Source organism: Haemophilus parainfluenzae (genome assembly GCF_014931395.1).
Classification (GTDB): Bacteria; Pseudomonadota; Gammaproteobacteria; order Enterobacterales; family Pasteurellaceae; genus Haemophilus_D.
Genome location: NZ_CP063120.1, coordinates 180,611 through 201,210, shown reverse-complemented (window position 1 = coordinate 201,210; position 20,600 = coordinate 180,611). Strand labels below are relative to the sequence as shown.

Annotated in this window: 20 protein-coding genes; 13 read left to right on the top strand and 7 right to left on the bottom strand. The window is 39.8% G+C overall.

The features are described from left to right. Positions 1-23 precede the first annotated feature (23 nt). The 3 genes from secA (at position 24) to INP94_RS00945 (ending at position 4,898) form a co-directional block, all read left to right on the top strand. Positions 24-2,720, top strand: a complete 2,697-nt coding sequence (secA, locus tag INP94_RS00955) for a preprotein translocase subunit SecA (protein WP_049383903.1) — start codon at positions 24-26, stop codon at positions 2,718-2,720. An 86-nt stretch (positions 2,721-2,806) separates the two neighbouring features. Next, positions 2,807-3,211, top strand: a complete 405-nt coding sequence (mutT, locus tag INP94_RS00950) for an 8-oxo-dGTP diphosphatase MutT (RefSeq protein WP_005699596.1) — start codon at positions 2,807-2,809, stop codon at positions 3,209-3,211. A 22-nt stretch (positions 3,212-3,233) separates the two neighbouring features. Further along, positions 3,234-4,898, top strand: a complete 1,665-nt coding sequence (locus tag INP94_RS00945; protein ID WP_197543742.1) for a sulfatase-like hydrolase/transferase — start codon at positions 3,234-3,236, stop codon at positions 4,896-4,898. Between the two features lie 30 nt (positions 4,899-4,928). Here INP94_RS00945 and holA read toward each other — a convergent pair whose 3' ends face one another. The 7 genes from holA to INP94_RS00910 form a co-directional block, all read right to left on the bottom strand. Continuing rightward, the gene (holA, locus tag INP94_RS00940; RefSeq protein WP_197543741.1) at positions 4,929-5,966 is read right to left on the bottom strand and encodes a DNA polymerase III subunit delta; all 1,038 of its coding nucleotides are present in this window, start codon (positions 5,964-5,966) and stop codon (positions 4,929-4,931) included. Then, positions 5,966-6,469: an LPS-assembly lipoprotein LptE gene (locus INP94_RS00935; protein WP_049358012.1), complete on the bottom strand. Its 504-nt coding sequence runs from the start codon at positions 6,467-6,469 to the stop codon at positions 5,966-5,968. Before INP94_RS00935 ends, holA begins: the two co-directional genes overlap by 1 nt. 87 nt (positions 6,470-6,556) lie before the next feature. Further along, positions 6,557-9,145, bottom strand: coding sequence for a leucine--tRNA ligase (gene leuS, locus INP94_RS00930; protein ID WP_197543740.1), 2,589 nt, complete (start codon positions 9,143-9,145; stop codon positions 6,557-6,559). 118 nt (positions 9,146-9,263) lie between these two features. Continuing rightward, on the bottom strand, positions 9,264-9,551 hold the full coding sequence (yggU, locus tag INP94_RS00925; protein WP_005695366.1) for a DUF167 family protein YggU: 288 nt from the start codon (positions 9,549-9,551) through the stop codon (positions 9,264-9,266). Between the two features lie 78 nt (positions 9,552-9,629). Further along, a complete protein-coding gene (locus tag INP94_RS00920; protein ID WP_115912139.1) occupies positions 9,630-10,175 on the bottom strand; it encodes a YggT family protein in 546 nt (181 codons plus the stop codon). Continuing rightward, positions 10,175-11,122 (bottom strand): magnesium/cobalt transporter CorA, encoded by a 948-nt coding sequence (gene corA, locus INP94_RS00915; protein ID WP_197543739.1) that lies wholly within the window; start codon positions 11,120-11,122, stop codon positions 10,175-10,177. Before corA ends, INP94_RS00920 begins: the two co-directional genes overlap by 1 nt. A gap of 313 nt (positions 11,123-11,435) precedes the next feature. Beyond that, the gene (locus INP94_RS00910; RefSeq protein WP_070590260.1) at positions 11,436-12,035 is read right to left on the bottom strand and encodes a YajG family lipoprotein; all 600 of its coding nucleotides are present in this window, start codon (positions 12,033-12,035) and stop codon (positions 11,436-11,438) included. An 84-nt stretch (positions 12,036-12,119) separates the two neighbouring features. On the opposite strand from INP94_RS00910, the gene INP94_RS00905 reads away from it, so the two are divergent. The 10 genes from INP94_RS00905 to nqrM all read left to right on the top strand — a co-directional run bounded on the left by INP94_RS00905 (position 12,120) and on the right by nqrM (position 20,598). Beyond that, a complete protein-coding gene (locus tag INP94_RS00905; RefSeq protein WP_197543738.1) occupies positions 12,120-12,431 on the top strand; it encodes a BolA family protein in 312 nt (103 codons plus the stop codon). 403 nt (positions 12,432-12,834) lie between these two features. Continuing rightward, complete coding sequence (locus INP94_RS00900; RefSeq protein WP_005695371.1) at positions 12,835-14,178, top strand: Na(+)-translocating NADH-quinone reductase subunit A; 1,344 nt, start codon at positions 12,835-12,837, stop codon at positions 14,176-14,178. 2 nt (positions 14,179-14,180) lie between these two features. Next, complete coding sequence (locus tag INP94_RS00895) at positions 14,181-15,416, top strand: NADH:ubiquinone reductase (Na(+)-transporting) subunit B (RefSeq protein WP_197543737.1); 1,236 nt, start codon at positions 14,181-14,183, stop codon at positions 15,414-15,416. Next, entirely contained in the window at positions 15,409-16,200 is a 792-nt protein-coding gene (locus INP94_RS00890) for a Na(+)-translocating NADH-quinone reductase subunit C (RefSeq protein ID WP_005695373.1), read from the top strand. Before INP94_RS00895 ends, INP94_RS00890 begins: the two co-directional genes overlap by 8 nt. Continuing rightward, positions 16,200-16,829 (top strand): NADH:ubiquinone reductase (Na(+)-transporting) subunit D, encoded by a 630-nt coding sequence (locus INP94_RS00885; protein ID WP_049379887.1) that lies wholly within the window; start codon positions 16,200-16,202, stop codon positions 16,827-16,829. Before INP94_RS00890 ends, INP94_RS00885 begins: the two co-directional genes overlap by 1 nt. A 3-nt stretch (positions 16,830-16,832) precedes the next feature. Further along, positions 16,833-17,429, top strand: coding sequence for an NADH:ubiquinone reductase (Na(+)-transporting) subunit E (nqrE, locus tag INP94_RS00880; protein WP_049362633.1), 597 nt, complete (start codon positions 16,833-16,835; stop codon positions 17,427-17,429). Positions 17,430-17,439: 10 nt separating this feature from the next. Then, positions 17,440-18,675: an NADH:ubiquinone reductase (Na(+)-transporting) subunit F gene (nqrF, locus tag INP94_RS00875; protein WP_049362635.1), complete on the top strand. Its 1,236-nt coding sequence runs from the start codon at positions 17,440-17,442 to the stop codon at positions 18,673-18,675. 70 nt (positions 18,676-18,745) lie between these two features. Then, complete coding sequence (locus tag INP94_RS00870; RefSeq protein WP_197543736.1) at positions 18,746-19,234, top strand: CC0125/CC1285 family lipoprotein; 489 nt, start codon at positions 18,746-18,748, stop codon at positions 19,232-19,234. Positions 19,235-19,300: 66 nt separating this feature from the next. After that, a complete protein-coding gene (locus INP94_RS00865) occupies positions 19,301-20,335 on the top strand; it encodes an FAD:protein FMN transferase (protein WP_197543735.1) in 1,035 nt (344 codons plus the stop codon). A 2-nt stretch (positions 20,336-20,337) separates the two neighbouring features. Continuing rightward, on the top strand, positions 20,338-20,598 hold the full coding sequence (gene nqrM, locus INP94_RS00860) for a (Na+)-NQR maturation NqrM (RefSeq protein WP_049379890.1): 261 nt from the start codon (positions 20,338-20,340) through the stop codon (positions 20,596-20,598). Positions 20,599-20,600: the final 2 nt, after the last annotated feature.

Genomic DNA, 20,600 nt, shown 5'->3' with positions numbered 1-20,600 from the left:
ATTTTTTATTTGAAAGAGAAATTATGAGTTTTTTAACAAAAATTTTTGGCAGCCGTAACGAACGTATTTTACGCAGATTAAGAAAACAAGTTGCGAAAATCAACAAAATGGAGCCGGCTTTTGAAGCATTAAGTGATGATGAATTAAGAGCAAAAACAGAAGAATTCCGTAGCCGTTTAGCTAATGGTGAAACCTTACAACAACTTTTACCAGAAGCCTTTGCAACCGTGCGTGAAGCGGGTAAACGTGTACTCGGTATGCGTCATTTCGATGTGCAATTAATCGGTGGTATGGTGCTCACTAATCGTTGTATCGCAGAGATGCGTACAGGTGAAGGTAAAACCTTAACCGCAACCTTGCCTTGCTATTTGATGGCGTTGGAAGGTAAAGGTGTGCACGTTGTGACCGTGAATGATTACTTAGCACGTCGAGATGCGGAGACTAACCGCCCATTATTTGAATTCTTAGGTATGACTGTAGGGGTGAATATCCCAGGTTTACCGCCTGAAGCAAAACGTGAAGCTTATGCGGCTGATATTACATACGCGACGAACAGCGAATTAGGTTTTGATTACCTTCGTGATAACTTGGCGCATTCCAAAGAAGAACGTTTCCAACGTCATTTAGGCTATGCCTTAGTGGATGAAGTGGACTCTATCTTAATTGATGAAGCACGTACGCCGTTGATTATTTCTGGTCAAGCGGAAGACAGTTCTGAGCTTTATATTGCGGTAAATAAATTAATTCCGAATTTAATTAAGCAAGAAAAAGAAGATACGGAAGAATATACCGGTGAAGGCGATTACACCTTAGATCTTAAAACCAAACAAGCGTATTTGACTGAACGTGGTCAAGAAAAAGTTGAAAATTGGTTAATCGAACAAGGTTTAATGCCTGAAGGTGATTCTCTTTATTCGCCTGCACGTATTGTGTTGTTACACCATGTTATGGCAGCGTTACGTGCAAACACCTTATTTGAGCGCGATGTAGACTATATCGTGAAAGATGGTGAGATCGTGATCGTCGATGAGCACACTGGTCGTACTATGGCGGGTCGTCGTTGGTCTGATGGTTTACACCAAGCGATCGAAGCGAAAGAAGGCGTAGAAATTAAGAGCGAAAACCAAACTGTTGCGTCGATTTCTTACCAAAACTACTTCCGTCTTTATGACAAATTAGCGGGCATGACAGGTACAGCTGATACCGAAGCCTTTGAATTCCAACAAATTTATGGTTTGGAAACTGTTGTTATCCCAACCAATCGACCAATGATTCGTGATGATCGTACGGACGTCATGTTTGAAAATGAAGAATACAAATTCAATGCGATTATTGAAGATATCAAAGACTGTGTCGCACGCAATCAACCGGTTCTTGTGGGTACCGTATCCGTTGAAAAATCTGAAATGCTTTCTCAAGCGTTAGATAAAGCGGGCATCAAACACAATGTATTGAATGCAAAATTCCACGCGCAAGAAGCGGAAATCGTTGCGGAAGCTGGGGCACCTGGTGCGGTAACCATTGCAACCAACATGGCGGGTCGTGGTACCGATATTATCCTCGGTGGTAACTGGAAAGCAAAAGCTGCAAAATTAGAGAACCCAACACCAGAGCAAATTGAGGCGCTTAAAGCTGAGTGGGAGAAAAATCACGAGATCGTGATGCAAGCCGGTGGCTTACACATTATCGGGACAGAACGTCACGAATCACGTCGTATTGATAACCAGTTGCGTGGTCGTTCAGGTCGTCAAGGTGACCCAGGTTCTTCACGTTTCTACCTTTCTTTGGAAGATGGCTTAATGCGTATTTATCTGAATGAAGGTAAATTAAATATGATGCGCAAAGCCTTCACTCAACCAGGTGAAGCGATGGAATCTAAGCTTCTTGCTAAAGTGATTGCATCGGCGCAAGCGAAAGTAGAAGCCTTCCACTTTGATGGTCGTAAAAACTTGCTTGAATATGATGATGTGGCGAACGACCAACGTCATGCAATTTATGAACAACGTAATTACTTGCTCGATAACGATGATATTTCAGAAACTATCAAAGCAATTCGCAGCGATGTATTTAATGATGTGATTGACCAATATATTCCACCACAATCGTTGGAAGAACAATGGGATATTAAAGGCTTAGAAGAGCGTTTAGCGCAAGAGTTTGGTCTTGAGTTACCAATTGAACATTGGTTGGAAGAAAATAACAACCTTCATGAAGAAAACTTGCGTGAGCGTATTATTCAAGAAGCCGAAGATGAATACAAAGCGAAAGAAGCGCTTGCGGGTGAAGAAACCATGCGTCATTTCGAAAAAGGTGTGATGTTACAAACTCTTGATGAGCTTTGGAAAGAGCACTTGGCGGCAATGGACTATTTACGTCAAGGTATCCATTTACGTGGTTATGCGCAAAAAGATCCAAAACAAGAGTACAAAAAAGAATCTTTCCGTATGTTTACTGAAATGTTGGATTCTTTAAAACATCATGTGATTACGACACTTACTCGAGTGAAAGTCCGTACACAGGAAGAGATTGAAGAAGCAGAACGTGCACGTCAAGAAATGGCCGAACGTGAAGCATTAACACATCAACCTGTAGATGAAAATACAGAGCAAGCTCAAAATGAGGACTATTCTGATCGCCATATTGGACGTAATGAACCTTGTCCTTGTGGGTCAGGTAAAAAATACAAGCATTGTCACGGCAGTAAAGCCCGATATGCTTAGTTAAGGTAAAGAGCGGTTAAATTTTTGCGTGTTTAAAACACCGCTAAAAATGACCGCTCTTTCTACTTTTGAGATAAGGAAAAACGATGAGTAAGCCTATCATTCAAGTTGCGGCAGGGATTATTCGTAATGAATTTGGGCAGCTATATTTGACCCAGCGTTTAGAAGGGCAAGATTTTGCGCAAGCATTAGAATTTCCAGGTGGCAAAGTTGATGCAGGTGAAACACCTGAAGAAGCGTTAAAAAGAGAATTGGAAGAAGAGATTGGCATTCACATTTTAAATGCTGAGCTGTACGAACGTTTTCAATTTGAATATCCAACCAAAATTTTAGATTTTAGTTTTTATCTGGTCACTGAATGGATTGGCGAGCCGTTTGGTCGAGAAGGCCAGGAAGGTTTTTGGCTTGAACAAAGTGAGCTTGATGCAGGGCAATTCCCACCAGCCAATTTAAAGCTGATTCAGCGTTTAGTAGCTGAAAGTGTCAAATAACATTTAATCAAATTTATTTATTATGATTCCAAGTATTTTTCTGAGTTTATTTTTTATTGCGACGGTGATTTTTATCGTCAATTCGCACTATCGTTGGACATATTTTTTTGCGATTGCATTATTCTTCTTATTGTTTAGTTCAATGTTTGCGATAACAGGTCAATGGCAACGCGGATTGAATTTTGCGTCCGTACTTTTTGTGGTATTGATGTTATTCCATCGAATGAAAATTCATTACTACAAACAACCTTTACTCATTTCAGATTTTTGGCTTGTTACAGACTGGCGAAATTGGGAAACTCTTTTACATTATAAAGGGGCGATTTTCGGTGTATTAGGGCTATTAGGTCTATTAGGTTATGCTGTCTTCGGTTGGTCAGATGTAGAAAGTGCCTCAACTGGATTTCGTGTATTTGCAGCAATACTCGCTGCAACGAGCTTTGGTTTAATGTGGCATTATTCTAAAGATCCGGATGCGACAAAAGTCTGGTTAGACTCATTGCCGGATGATGGTCGAGATGTTTTCTTAAACCTGCCTATGTCTTGTCGTGGCGTATTCTTTAAAGTGCCAGAATTTGAAGGTAATAGTCAAAAATTTAAAGAAAAAATGACCGCACTTTTAAATGAAAAGGCTGAGAGTAAAACTGAAAGTGCGGAAAAGCCCGACATTGTGGTTTGTTTACAAGAATCAACCTTGAATCCTCATCAATTTGATTTTGATGCAGAAACCATCCCGCCATTTTCGATGTTTAATAAGCAGGAAGATACCGCATTTGTAAGTCCATTGCGTGTACATACGCTGGGTGGCGCAACGTGGAAATCTGAATTTGCTTTCCTTGCAGGGGTGCCTTCAACCGATTTTGGTGCTTTAGCAAGTGGGGTGTTTTATTCGGTTGTGCCACACTTACAGACGGGTTTTATTAAAAACCTTCGTGAGCAAGGCTATTTTTGCGTGGCGTTATCGCCTTTTACGAAAGGTAACTACAACGCCAAACCTGCTTATGACCACTTTGGTTTTGATTTGATGTTGCAACCACAAGATTTAGGCTATCCGGCATCAATCAGCAAAAATCTCTGGCATATTAGCAGTGAAGAGATGATGTATTACACCAAACTGATTCTGCAGAAACAGCATCCATCATTGGAAAATGTGAAACAGCCTATGTTTGTCTATGTGCTCACGATGAAAGAGCACGGCCCTTACAACACAAATATGCCAAACCATTTTAATTTGGCGAGTAAGCGTTTAGGGGGAAAAGCGATTTCCTGCCTAAATGATTATATTGATCGCATTGCTAGCCTCAATGAGGCAATCGAAGGTTTAAATGATTATTTAAAATCACGTGAAACGCCTTATGTATTCGGTTATTTTGGTGATCACCAAGTCGCTTTTGATAATCAGCTTCCACCGAAAAAAGGTAACTTTGCGAACCCGGATTATGTGACTCAATTTGTCGTTAGAACTAATCGTAAGACTGACTTTGTTCAACAGCAAGATTTCTTAGATTTAGCCTTTGTTGGTGGCATATTACTTGATGTGGCAGGTTTATCACCGAAAGATGACTTTATGCGAGCGAATATCGCGATGCGTCAGCTAAGCCAAGGTAAGCTCGAAGATGCAGAGGATGTGGATTTAGTGAATAGCTATCGAAATTATCTGTATCAAGATTTAAAAATTGCGCAATAATAAAAAATCTCGGTTAACGCCGAGATTTTTTTATAAACAAATTTTAACCGATAAGTCGGCCAATTTTACCCACACGTCTTGACCATATTCTTGTTTGGTGATGCGCTCAATATCTGCTAATTCTTGCAATATTTCAAAGAGCTTTTGATAGGTAAATCGTTGTATCGCTGCCGTATAAAGATGACGACGATTCTGCCAAATTTTGAGACGGTCAAAATCCGCTTTGAGTGTCTGTGTAGGCAAACTCGTGTTAAGAGAGGGATTACGCAGCTGTGGCTTGGTTAATTCTAACAACGTGAGCAGTTCACGCTGTAAAGTACGCAATAAAATGACAGGTTGCACATCTTCAGCTTGTAAACCTCGCAAAATTCGCTTTGAGCGGTTTGCTTTGCCTGATAACAATGCATCAATCCATTGGAAAGGGGTAAATACAGAAGATTGCTCTACCACTGATTTAACGCGGTTATACGTGAGTTTGTGATCAGGATAAAGCAAATCTAAAAGCTGTAACGCTTGTTTCAATGCCAGTAGATTATTTTCATAGCTGTAACAAAGGAGTTGAATGGCTTCCTCATCCGCTGATAATCCCATGTTTTTTGTACGATGCTTCACCCAACGAGAAAGTTGTTCTGAGTTCGGTGTTTGGCAGTTCACGATAACAGCTTGTGGCTCAAGTTGATTCGCCTGAATAAACCACTCTTGTTTTTCGGCTGCTTTAGACAATTTAGGCAAGGTGAGGACAAGCAAGCTATCTTCATTTAATCCGCTGATAAATTGCTGAAGGTTTTTCTGCAAAAGTGCGGTCAAATTTTCGGGTAAATTGAGAATGAAAATTTGTTTATTAAAGAAGAGCCCCATAGATTGGCTGGCCTCGATTAATGTAGGCCAGTCAGTATTAGTATCTATGGTGATTTGATTCTTTTCATCAAAACCTTGAAGAAGGGCAGCTTGATGAATGAGATCTTCACTTTCACTGAGCAATAGGGGATCTGTCCCAACCAAAAAATAGACTTTCGCTAAATGGCTGTTCAGGTTAGAGGCTAGTTGCTCAGGAAAAATGCGGTTCATTATTTCCCTTGAACTTGATGTTGCAAGGCCGCCATTTTATTAATTAATTGGCGAGCCGCTTGTTCGCGCATATCATTCCAAATCACATCGCGCTCAGCTGATTTTGCTAATGCAGCGCGTGAGTTATCAAAGAAAGTGCGGTTGATTTTTGCAGAGATTGGATAGGTTTCTCCGTTAGCCAAGCGTACACTTGCTTCAACATCAAGAGTCAATACTTTTTCTGCTTCACGGCCTTGTTTAAAGACAGATGCGACTTTGTCGCTTGAAGTCTGTTTATTTAAACGCAACACTGGCACACCTTGTTTTGCAGGAACAAGGTTTACATTGTTGCTAAGCAGTTGCTTACGCATTGCCATAGACATTTCACTGTATGGGTCGCTACTTTCAAGGGCCATTGTTTTTAATTCCGCAGGAACAGCCGCACCATTATCGAAGTGCCAACCACAAGCAGTTAAAAAGGCTGTTGCCCCAACAAAGCAGATCGTTTTGATTGATTTCATCATAAAAATTACCTGTAAAATTCACCGCACTTTATTTTGTTTAAGAGCTGTTTATGCAACACTTAGAATAAAATGCGGTTATTTTATGGATTATTGCGGTTTAACCACCACATTTAACAATTTACCTGGTACATAAATCACTTTCACGATTTGTGTATTGTCAGTAAATTTCTTCACATTTTCATCTGCAAATGCAACCGTTTTCACGGTTTCTTCATCCGCATCAGCTGCAACGGTGACTTTACCACGAACTTTACCGTTGACTTGAACCACAATAAGTTTTTCATCTTCGACCATCGCCGCTTCATCAGCTTTCACCCATTCTGCATGGTCGATGTTGCTTTCGTTACCTAAAGCTTTCCATAACTCAAAGCAGATATGTGGTGTGATTGGGTAAAGCATACGCACGACTGCGCTTAATGCTTCTGCCATCACAGCACGATCTTGCTCGCTTTCTAATGGCGCACGGGTTAATTTATTCATTAACTCCATCACTGCCGCGATAGCAGTATTGAACGTTTGACGGCGGCCAATATCATCGCTCACTTTGGCGATCGTTTTATGCACATCACGGCGAAGTGCTTTTTGGTCTGCAGAAAGTGCGGTTACATCTAAAGCGGTTTTTGCAGGATTTTGACTGTATTCATACACCAAATTCCATACACGACCTAAGAAACGTTTTGCCCCTTCTACGCCAGATTCTTGCCATTCAAGCGTCATTTCCGCAGGAGATGCGAACATCATAAAGAGACGCACAGTATCAGCACCGTATTTTTCCACCATCTCTTGTGGGTCGATACCATTATTTTTCGATTTCGACATTTTGGTCATACCGGTATGCACTAATTCACGGCCTTCCGGATCGGTTGCTTTGATGATACGGCCTTTTTCATCACGCTCAAGAGTGACTTGCGTTGGGCTTACCCAAATACGCTCGTTAGTCGGGCTGGTGTAGTAGAACGCATCAGCTAATACCATGCCTTGGCATAATAATTTTTGTGCTGGCTCATCGCTCGTTACGAAACCTGCATCACGCAATAATTTGTGGAAGAAACGGAAGTAGAGCAAGTGCATTGTCGCGTGCTCAATACCGCCGATATATTGATCCACCGGTAACCAGTAGTTCGCTTCATCTTTATCCAACATGCCTTCAGCATAGCTTGGTGAGGTGTAACGCGCGTAGTACCAAGACGATTCCATAAAGGTATCAAAGGTATCGGTTTCTTTTAATGCAGGTTCACCGTTGAAGGTGGTTTTTGCCCAGTTTGGATCCGCTTTAATTGGGCTTTTCACACCATCCATGACCACATCTTCCGGCAGAATAATCGGTAAATCTTCGATTGGTGCCGGTACGGTTTCACCGTTTGCTAAGGTGAGCATTGGAATTGGTGCACCCCAATAACGTTGACGGGAAACGCCCCAGTCACGTAAACGATAGTTAATTTGGCGTTTACCTACGCCTAATTTTTCTAATTTATCCGCGATACCGTTGAATGCGCCATTAAAGTCTAAACCATCAAACTCAGCTGAGTTAACTAATTTACCGTGTTCAACAAAAGCTTGTTTAGTTAAATCAATTTCTTCATCGGCAAGCGGTGCGATTACTTGTTTAATTGGCAAACCATATTTTTGAGCAAATTCAAAGTCACGTTGGTCATGTGCTGGAACTGCCATTACCGCGCCAGTACCGTAGTGCATTAACACAAAGTTAGCGACCCAAATCGGTAATTTTTCACCGGTTAATGGATGAATGGCGAATAATCCGGTTGCCATCCCTTTTTTCTCCATAGTGGCAAGGTCTGCTTCTGCCACTTTGGCATTTTTTGCTTCACGGATGAATTCAGCCAATTGAGGATTTTTTTCTGCTGCCAATTCTGCTAATGGGTGAGCAGCTGCGATACCTAAATAGCTTACGCCATAGAAGGTATCCGGACGGGTGGTATAAACCGCGACTTTTTCTGCGGTATCTGCTACGTCAAACGTAATTTCTACCCCTTCAGAACGGCCAATCCAGTTACGTTGCATGGTTTTTACCATGTCTGGCCATTGTGGCAGTTGATCTAATCCACCTAATAATTGTTCAGCGTAATCAGTAATTTTAATGAACCATTGTGGGATTTCTTTTTGTTCGACCGGAGTGTCACAACGCCAGCAGCAACCTTCGTGCACCTGTTCGTTAGCCAATACGGTTTCATCGTTCGGACACCAGTTTACAGTGGAGGTTTTTTTGTATACTAAGCCTTTTTTGTAAAGCTCGGTGAAGAACCATTGTTCCCATTTATAGTATTCCGGACGGCAAGTCGCAATTTCGCGATCCCAGTCATAACCAAAGCCCAACATTTTGAGCTGGTTTTTCATGTATTCGATGTTTTCGTAAGTCCATTTTGCCGGTGCGGTTTTATTTTTAATCGCAGCACCTTCTGCTGGCAAACCGAATGCATCCCAACCAATTGGCTGTAATACGTTTTTGCCATTCATACGTTGATAACGAGAAACTACATCACCGATGGTGTAGTTACGTACATGACCCATATGTAAACGACCAGATGGGTAAGGGAACATTGAAAGACAGTAATATTTTTCTTTAGATGTATCTTTGATGGCTTTGAAGACTTTATTTTCAGCCCAATATTGTTGAACAGCGGGTTCAATCAAATCAGGACGGTAATGTTGTTGCATAGAAAATCACCTTAAATTTTGACCGCACTTTGCGGCATATTTTGCTTTATAAAATGTGGTATAGGATAGCGTAAAACGGGGAAAATTGGTAGAAAGTGCGGTGATTTTTTTACTGATTTTATAAGAGATTTTGAATTTCAGATGGAATTAATTTAGGCGAAGGAATCCAAACTTGTTTATGTCGGTTTAATTCACCTTTTTCAAGAACTATTGAGCTCTTAGGTACCTTGAATGTTTTACTCAAAAATTTCAGCAAGTGAGCATTTGCTTGACCATCAACAGGTGGTGCGGTGATCGTGATTTTGAGTTCATCATCATGTAATCCCACAATTTGATCTTTACTGGCTTTGGGTTGCAGAATGATTTTAAGACGTAGTCCTTCAGGTGTTTGTTCGATTGCTGACATAACTAAATTTACTTATCACATTTACAATAAGGGCTGGAAAATCCAGCCCGAAAAAATAATATTATTTTTGACCGCAATTTAAGCGGCAATTGCCCATAAAAGTTTAAAGTAATCGTAAAAGAGATTATTCAAAAATAATAGGATAATGGCGATCACCATTGGTGAAAAATCAATCATGCCTATAGTTGGTAAAATGCGTTTAATGGGTTTCAATAATGGTTCGGTAAGTTGATATAACGCATAGAATGCAGGATTATTGCCACGATTAAACCAACTTAAAATTGCACTGGCGATTAACACATAGAAAATTGCCACACCGATATTTTTAATTAGTCCTAATATGCCCAATAGTAAGAAGAAACTGAGATTTAATCCTCCAAAGAGAATCGATTTTAGTCCGCAAAGCAAGAAGACTAAAAACAGTGCCGCCGTTTCCACTTTTTTCACCACAGGAAAAACTTTACGTAATGGTGCAATAACCGGTTGGGTAAATTTCAGCGTAAATTGAGAAATAGGATTGTAATAATCCACGTTCGCTAAGGGGAGCCATACGCGTAAAATTAACACTAAACAATACAGATCGATAATCGATCCTAAAAATAATGCAGTTTGGGAAATTTCCATTATAACCAACCTTTCCGTTTAAAATAGATATAAGGCGTAAGCGCCGCACCAATCATTAATCCAATAGCCATTGGGTAACCATATTTAAAATGGAGTTCCGGCATAAATTCAAAGTTCATCCCGTAAGTAGATGCGACAAGTGTTGCCGGTAGGAACATAACCGATACGACCGAGAAGAATTTCATGATTTTATTCTGCTCGATATTAATGTAACCCATTGCCGCCTGCATTAAAAAGTTTACTTTTTGGAACAAAGACTCATTATGCGGTTGCAAGGATTCAATATCTCGTAAGATTTCTCGTGCTTGTTCTAACTGGTTTGGCGGCAAGCGAGTTTTACGTACCAAGAAACCCAATGCACGTTGTGTATCCATCAAACACAAACGCACTTTAGAACTGGTATCTTCTTGTTCTGTTAGGGTATTTAAAGCTTCATCGAAAGCTTCATCTTGCGTACCGTTTAAAATTACGCGACTTAATTTTTCCAAATCCGCATAAACGTTTTCGATAACATCGGCCAATTGCTCAATTTTGGTTTCAAATAAGTCGAGTAAGACTTCATATGCATTACATTCGAATAAGCGCTGGCTACGAGAACGCATACGATATAAACGGAATGCCGGCAATTCACGATCACGCAGGGTAAATAGACGGCCATCACGAATAGTAAACGCCACACTTGCGAGGTCGGCGTAGTTTTCTTCGTCTTCACAATAGAAGAATGAGTGCAAGTGCAAGCCGTCTTCGTCTTCAAAGAAACGTGCGGATGCTTCGATGTCTTCCAATTCGAGGAATGAGGCGAGACTTTGTCCTAAGCCTTCTTGCAACATTTCACGTTCTTCCCCTGTCGGCTCCAGCAAATCTAACCAAATGGCAGAGCTGAGATCGGTTGGTTCGTCATCAATACGAACCAAGCGGGAATCGTTAATGGCAAAAGCGTTAATCATTGGTCATACTCCTTTTGGGATTATGAAGATCCAACTGTGAACAAAAAAAGATCAAACGAAATTGGCACTAGAGAAAAGTGCGGTCAAATTTTTGAATGTTTTAAAATGGGTTTCGTTCGATAAAAGATGCCGAAGAAAGGTAAGTTGATTACCAGCGAACTCTCGCTGATAAGAGGCGAGAGTCTAAAGCGATATTCGGTATCGACTATGACTGTCCAAAGTGTGTGTCCTTCTCGTTAAAAAATCGGTCGAATGTTACGCTTGAAAGGCGTATTCGTCAAGTGATTATTGAAAAGGACACGGCACTTTTTAATTAATTGGTATATTGATTAATTGCGTTAGTAACTTCTTGATCTTGATAAATATTATTAACAATATCTTTGAAGGTTTCGCCTAACACTTTTTGAATTTCATCATTGCTCGCATTAAATGCGCCAGATTGTGAACGGGTTGCATTAAAGGTTTTGTTGTATTGTCCGCGTGGACCTTGTACATAAACAACTGCTTGGATTTTACTGTTTAAGGTATAACGTAAATTACCTTGCTCTACTTTAGCGTTAAATTCTTTTACATCAACAGTTACGCCAGCATTCGCATTATTCGCTTGTCCAATACGGAAACCTTTACTAACCAAATTTTGTTGCATCACCTGTTGGAAAAGTTGAGTAACGCTTGGTGAGGCGTTTAATTTAATCAGCTCACCTGATTTAGTATAAGTTGCAATTTCTTGTTGTGGACGAGAATCGCGAGTATTAACTGTTACCACTGCTGATTGGTTAATATTCATTGATGCAGTCGGAGATTGAGGCGCAAAAGTTAAGGTATTAGATTGCGCTTGGCAACCCGCTAAAAATAATGTCGCTGCCGCCAACGTTATTGTTGATAATGCTTTGATTTTGTTTGTTACTTTCATAATTTCCTCATTGAATTAGGTTAATTTGTGTTATTCTTACAAACTTAACGCTGAATGTATAGCAAAAAGTTAGGGAGTTTATTTATGTCAAAACAACAAGAATTATTAGAGAGAATTCAAGCTGAATTTCAACCGCACTTTGTTACTGTAGAAAATGAAAGCCATATGCACAGTTCAGGTCGAGGAGCCGATTCTCATTTTAAATTAGTGATTGTTAGCGATGCTTTTGAAGGCATGCGAAAAGTGCAACGTCACCAAAAACTTTACCAACTTTTTGCTGATGATTTAAAAAATGGCATTCATGCATTAGCCCTTCATCTCTATACAAAAAATGAATGGGAAAGCCTGGGTAAAGCATTTCCAAAATCACCGAACTGTTTAGGTATTGGACAGTAAGTATTTCCTTACGTTCCATCTATTCTATTTTCATCTCTACAAAAAGGGAGAAGTCGAGTGCCCTTCTCTCTTTTTATTTTAAAATCATTTGTCCGTATTCTTGATAAACGTTGGTTTAGAAATATTCACAAATATTTCACAAAAAGTAAGGGTATAAAGTGGCATAAAAGCCCAATTTTCGATAGAATGGGGCGCTTTTAATTTTCGAATTTCAATTTCTTGATGTGTAAGTAATTCCTTACTCGTCGAGAAATAAAACAGATTTGAGTTTTTAAATTTATGTGTCAGTTAATAATGCTTTGATATCAAAGTATTTTCTGTCACGCTCAATCGCGAGATTGCTTTTAAAGCATATGCTTTGATTGCAATCGTGTTTTTAACCTAGAAAAGTAGTGCAAACAGTATGATTACAATCAAAAAAGGCTTGGATCTTCCTATTGCAGGAAAGCCAGCACAAGTAATCCATAGCGGTAACGCTGTGAATCAGGTTGCGATTCTTGGTGAAGAGTATGTGGGTATGCGTCCTTCTATGAAGGTACGCGAAGGCGATGTTGTTAAAAAAGGCCAAGTGCTTTTTGAAGACAAGAAAAACCCTGGAGTGGTTTTCACAGCCCCTGCGAGTGGTACTATCACTGTAATTAATCGTGGCGAAAAACGTGTATTACAATCTGTGGTCATTGATGTGCAAGGTAACGATCAAGTTACTTTCGCTAAATATAACGCAGGTGAGCTCAATACGCTTTCTTCTGAACAAGTTAAACAAAACCTCGTTGAATCCGGTTTGTGGACAGCGTTCCGCACTCGTCCGTTCAGCAAAGTGCCTGCCTTAGATGCAGAACCTTCTTCTCTGTTTGTAAATGCGATGGATACCAATCCTTTGGCTGCAAATCCAGAGGTGGTATTAAAAGAGCATTGGCAAGATTTTATTGACGGTTTAACGGTATTAAGTCGTCTATTCCCAAATAAACCATTAAATCTATGTAAAGCGGGTGATAGCAATATCCCAACCGTGGATTTACCTAACCTAAAAGTACATGATTTTGGCGGTGTCCATCCTGCTGGTTTAGTGGGTACTCATATTCACTTTATCGATCCAGTCGGTGTGAATAAAACGGTATGGCATATCAATTACCAAGATGTGATTGCTGTAGGTAAATTATTCACCACGGGCGAACTTTATGTAGAACGTATTATTTCTCTTGCTGGTCCGCAAGTGAAAGAGCCTCGTTTAGTTCGTACCGTAATCGGTGCTAACCTTTCTCAATTAACCGCAGGTGAATTAAAAGACGGTAATAACCGTGTGATTTCTGGTTCAGTACTTTGTGGTCAAACAGCAAAAGATGCTCACGACTATTTGGGTCGTTATGCATTACAAGTTTCTGTGATTGCAGAAGGTAATGAGAAAGAGTTCTTAGGTTGGATCACACCACAATCGAACAAATATTCGATTACCCGTACCGTATTAGGTCACTTTGGTAAGAAATTATTCAATTTCACTACTGCAGAAAATGGTGGTGAGCGTGCAATGGTACCAATCGGTAGCTATGAGCGCGTAATGCCGTTGGATATTTTACCGACATTATTATTACGTGATTTAATCGTGGGCGATACCGATGGTGCACAAGCGTTAGGTTGTCTTGAATTGGATGAAGAAGACTTAGCATTATGTTCTTTCGTTTGCCCGGGCAAATATGAATACGGTTCAATCTTGCGTCAAGTATTAGATAAGATTGAGAAGGAAGGTTAAAAATGGGTTTAAAAAATCTTTTTGAAAAAATGGAACCCGCGTTTTTACCAGGTGGTAAATACAGCAAGCTTTATCCGGTCTTTGAATCGATTTATACCTTGCTTTATACACCAGGTACGGTAACGCACAAAAACACACACGTTCGTGATGCGTTAGACTCAAAACGTATGATGATTACGGTTTTCCTTGCGTTGTTCCCAGCGATTTTCTACGGGATGTACAATGTGGGTAACCAAGCGATCCCTGCTTTAAATCAATTAGGCAATTTAGAGCAATTAATTGCTAACGATTGGCACTATGCGCTTGCAAGTTCATTAGGTTTAGATTTAACCAATAATGCAACTTGGGGCTCAAAAATGGCGTTAGGGGCGATCTTCTTCTTACCAATTTACTTAGTGGTATTTACCGTTTGTACAATTTGGGAATTATTGTTCTCAGTGGTGCGTGGTCATGAAGTAAATGAAGGGATGTTCGTTTCAACCATTTTATTTGCGTTAATCGTTCCACCAACATTGCCATTATGGCAAGCGGCGCTTGGTATCAGCTTTGGTATCGTGGTAGCGAAAGAAATCTTCGGTGGTGTAGGTCGTAACTTTATGAACCCTGCACTTGCTGGTCGTGCATTCTTATTCTTTGCTTATCCGGCTCAAATTTCCGGTGACTTAGTATGGACTGCAGCAGATGGTTTCTCAGGTGCAACCGCACTTTCACAATGGTCTCAAGGTGGTCAAGCAGCATTACAACACACTGTAACCGGTCAACCTATTACTTGGATGGATGCATTCATCGGTAATATCCCTGGTTCAATGGGGGAGGTTTCAACGCTTGCGTTATTAATCGGTGGTGCAGTGATTGTATTCACTCGAATTGCTTCTTGGCGCATTATGGCTGGTGTCATGATCGGTATGATTGGTACTGCAACCTTATTCAACTTAATCGGTTCTGATTCTAACCAAATGTTCTCCATGCCTTGGCATTGGCACTTTGTATTAGGTGGTTTTGCACTTGGTATGATCTTCATGGCTACAGACCCTGTATCAGCTTCATTTACCAACACAGGTAAATGGTGGTACGGTGCGTTAATTGGCGTGATGGCTGTATTAATTCGTACAGTGAACCCAGCTTATCCAGAAGGGATGATGTTAGCGATTTTATTTGCAAACTTATTTGCACCAATTTTCGACTACATCGTGGTTCAAGCAAATATCAAACGTCGGAGAGCAAGAACAAATGGCTAAATTTAATAAAGATAGCGTTAGCGGTACAGTTACCGTTGTTGTGTTGCTAAGTTTAGTGTGTTCTATCGTGGTTTCTGGTGCTGCAGTAGCATTAAAATCCAAACAAGATGAACAAAAAGCACTCGACGTTCAACGTAACATTTTAACTGTTGCTGGCTTAATGAAAGAAGATAATGCATCAGTAATTAAAGACACTTACAGCAAATTTATTGAACCACGTTTAGTTGATTTGCAAAGTGGTGATTACGTTCAAGCTTCAGCAGAAGAAATTAATAAATTTGAACCTAAAGATGCCGTTAAAGATCCAGCTAAAAGCCAAGCTATCCCAGCTGAGGCTGATAAAGCTGGAATTAAGGTTCGTGCAAACCAAGCGCGTGTTTATCTTGTAAAAGATGAACAAGGCAATGTAACCCAAGTTGTATTACCAATGTATGGCCGTGGTTTATGGTCAACCATGTATGGTTTTGTTTCTGTTGCACCAGATGCGAATACCATCAAAGGTATTACTTACTATGATCAAGGTGAAACAGCTGGTCTTGGTGGTGAAATTGCGAACCCGCGTTGGCAAGCACAGTTCGTTGATAAAAAATTATTCGATGAACAAGGTAACCAAAAATTCAAAATCTACAAAGGTAGCTCTGCTGCAGATAAAGAGCACGGTGTAGATGGTTTATCAGGTGCAACTTTAACCAGTAACGGTGTTCAAGGTTCATTTGATTATTGGTTCAGCCAAAATGGCTTTGGTCCATTCTTAGCGAAATTTAAAGCAGGAGAAATCAAATAATGGCTGATGCAAAAGTAAATTTAAAAGGTCTTTTATTAGATCCTATTGCTAAAAATAACCCGATTGCCTTGCAAATTTTGGGTATCTGTTCTGCATTAGCGGTAACAACCCAATTACAAACCGCGATCGTTATGGCGATTGCGGTAAGTTTGGTAACCGGTTTCTCCAGTTTGTTCATTTCATTGATTCGTAACTATATTCCAAATAGTATCCGTATCATTGTGCAACTGGCGATTATCGCATCTTTAGTAATCTTGGTTGACCAAGTATTAAAAGCTTATGCTTATGGTTTATCTAAACAGCTCTCTGTATTCGTCGGTCTTATCATTACAAACTGTATCGTAATGGGACGCGCAGAAGCGTTTGCGATGAAATCACCACCGTTAGAAAGCTTTGTTGATGGTATCGGTAACGGTTTAGGTTATGGTGCGATCTTATTAATTGTTGCAACATTACGTGAATTAATCGGTTCTGGTCGTTTATTTGGTTTCCCTGTATTCCAAACTATTCAAGACGGTGGTTGGTATCAACCAAACGGTTTATTCCTTCTTGCACCAAGTGCGTTCTTTATTATCGGCTTCGTTATTTGGGGCTTAAGAACGTGGAAACCTGAGCAACAGGAGAAATAATCAATGGAACATTATATTAGCCTATTCGTGAAGGCGATCTTCATTGAAAACATGGCGCTCTCTTTCTTCTTAGGGATGTGTACTTTCCTTGCGGTTTCTAAGAAAGTTTCTACGGCATTTGGCCTTGGTGTTGCGGTAACAGTGGTACTTGGTATTGCGGTACCGGCTAACCAATTTGTATACGAACATGTATTAAAAGATGGCGCATTGGTAGAAGGTGTAAGCCTTGAGTTTTTAAACTTTATTACCTTTATCGGGATTATTGCGGGTCTTGTTCAATTACTTGAAATGACTTTAGATAAATTCTTCCCAGCACTTTATAACGCATTAGGTATTTTCCTTCCACTTATCGCCGTAAACTGTGCGATCTTTGGTGGTGTATCTTTTGCGGTACAACGTGAATACACTTTTGCAGAATCTGCAGTTTATGGTGTGGGTGCAGGGTTAGGTTGGATGTTAGCAATCGTTGCGCTTGCAGGCTTAACCGAAAAAATGAAATATGCCGATGTACCGGCAGGCTTAAAAGGATTAGGGATTACCTTTATTACTGCAGGCTTGATGGCGCTTGGCTTTATGTCATTCTCTGGAATTCAGTTATAAGGAGGCATAAATGAGCGAATCTTCAATTTTATTATTAGGTGTTGCGGCATTTACGGTTATCCTTTTAGTGCTCGTTGCGATTATTTTATTCGCTAAATCAAAATTAGTGGATTCTGGTGATATCACCATTTCTATTAATGACGATCCTGAAAAAGCGATTACTTTACCAGCTGGTGGCAAATTACTTGGTGCGTTAGCAAGTAAAGGTATCTTCGTTTCTTCTGCTTGTGGTGGCGGTGGCTCTTGTGGCCAATGTATTGTGAAAGTGAAAAGTGGCGGTGGTGAAATTCTACCAACCGAGCTTTCTCATATTAATAAACGTGAAGCAAAAGAAGGTTATCGTTTAGCTTGCCAAGTGAATGTAAAAGGCAATATGGACGTTGAACTTCCAGAAGAAATTTTCGGCGTGAAAAAATGGGAATGTACTGTTATTTCTAACGATAACAAAGCAACCTTCATCAAAGAGCTTAAATTGGCTATTCCTGAAGGCGAAGAAGTACCTTTCCGTGCTGGTGGTTATATCCAAATCGAAGCTGATCCACATACGGTTTACTATAAAGATTTTGATATTCCAGAAGAATACCACGAAGATTGGGACAAATACGATTTATGGCGTTATGTGTCTAAAGTGGATGAGCATATTATCCGTGCTTACTCAATGGCTTCATATCCAGAAGAGAAAGGCATCATTATGCTTAACGTGCGTATTGCAACGCCTCCACCACGTCAACCTGATGCGCCTCCAGGTCAAATGTCTTCTTACATTTGGTCATTAAAACCAGGTGATAAAGTGACAATTTCTGGTCCATTCGGTGAATTCTTCGCGAAAGAAACCGATAATGAGATGGTATTCATCGGTGGTGGTGCGGGTATGGCACCAATGCGTTCTCATATCTTTGACCAATTAAAACGTTTACACTCTAAACGTAAAATGTCATTCTGGTATGGTGCACGCTCTAAACGTGAAATGTTCTATGTAGAAGATTTTGATCAGCTTCAAGCAGAAAACCCTAACTTTACATGGCACGTGGCATTATCTGATCCGTTACCAGAAGATAACTGGACAGGTTACACCGGCTTTATTCACAACGTACTTTATGAAAACTACTTGAAAAATCATGAAGCACCAGAAGATTGTGAATACTACATGTGTGGACCTCCGGTGATGAACGCGGCGGTAATCAAAATGTTGAAAGACCTCGGTGTTGAAGATGAAAACATCTTATTAGATGACTTCGGTGGTTGATTTTAAATATGGGTCAAATTTATGGAAATTCCGTAAATTTGACCATTTTATATACCTAAAGGAAAATAAAATGAAAAAATTAATTCTAAGTTTAATTATGACTACTATATTAACATTAACAGCCTGTTCAACTCCTTATCAAGAAAGAGGATTGCGAGGGGGCGTTACAGGTATTAGATTGGATGATACTATCTTTGAAGTTACATCTTCAGGAAATGGGTTTACTGGCAGGGGTGCTATTTATCGATATGGGCTAAGAAAGGCTGCAGAGATGAGTTTATCAGCTGGATGTAAATATTTTGTTGCGATAGATAACCAGTCTCAAAGTTTTAACGTTGGAATTTCTGGTAAAAATATAGTTAATCAAGAGCTGAGTCTTATGAATGGTAATCTTGTATATATGATGAATGGTACGGCTTATAATGTAATTAAACCTAGAACATATAAGAATACTTTTGCATGCTTTAATAACAAACCAAATGCACTAATTCCTGGATTAATCTTTAATGCAAAATATGTAATTGAAGATGTATCTAAAGTTAATGAAACACTTCAATAATTTTAAATCAACAGCCAATATCTATTAATACAATATAGATATTGGCTGAAATATATCAAATATAATATGAAAGCTAAATCACTGTTTTTCCTGGCGTTATTTACCCTGTTGACGGCCTGTCAAAAAGATCCAGAAATTATTTCACTTAGTGGCAAAACCATGGGGACCACTTACCATATCCGCTACATTGATGACGGTTCAGTTAAAGAAAATGCTGAAAAAACACATGAGCAGATTGAAGTGGTTTTAAAAGATGTGAATCAGAAAATGTCCACTTACATTAAAGATTCCGAATTGAGCCGTTTTAATCAAAATACGCAAGTGAATACGCCAATTGAAATCTCTGCGGACTTTGCCAAAGTATTACAAGAAGCGATCCGTTTAAATAAGGTTACTGAGGGTTCATTGGATGTGACTGTAGGGCCTGTAGTGAATTTATGGGGTTTTGGGCCAGAAAGACGCCCAGAACGTAAGCCAACCCCTGAGCAACTTGCTGAACGTCAAAGTTGGGTGGGAATTGATAAAATTCACCTTGATATGAGCGGTAAAACCCCAACTTTAAGTAAAGCAGTACCGCAAGTTTATATTGATTTATCATCTATCGCTAAAGGTTTTGGTGTGGATCAAGTTGCGAATGTATTAGAGCAAAATCACGTACAAAACTATATGGTGGAAATTGGCGGAGAAATCCGTGCAAAAGGTAAAAATGCCGAAAATAAAGCTTGGCAAATCGCTATTGAAAAACCGAATAATACAGGTGAAAGATCAGTTCAAGAAGTAATTGGTTTAAATAATATGGCGATGGCTACTTCAGGCGATTACCGTATTTATTTCGAGGAAAATGGCCAACGTTTTGCACATGAAATTGACCCGAAAACCGGCTATCCAATTCAGCATCATTTAGCCTCAATTACCGTGCTTGCACCAAGCTCAATGACTGCTGATGGCTTATCTACAGGCCTATTTGTACTTGGTGAAGATAAAGCATTGGAAGTGGCAGAGAAAGAAAATATTCCGGTTTATTTAATTATGAAAACGGAACAAGGCTTTGAAACAAAAATGTCTTCAGCCTTCCAAAAGTTACTCGCAAATAAGGAATAATCATGCAAACGTTATTTTTTACCCTAATCGCTTTTGTGGCCATTATTGTGTTAATGTCCGTGGGCTTTATCTTTAAAAAACAAAGTTTAAAGGGCAGCTGTGGCGGACTTTCATCACTCGGTATCGCCAAAGCCTGTGACTGTGATAAACCTTGCGACACTTTACAAGAAAAATTAGATGCTGGCGATGAAAATGCCAAAGCTGAGTACGAACAAAAATTTGCGAAGAAAGACGATGATTCGCAATTTTATGAAGTGAAATAAAT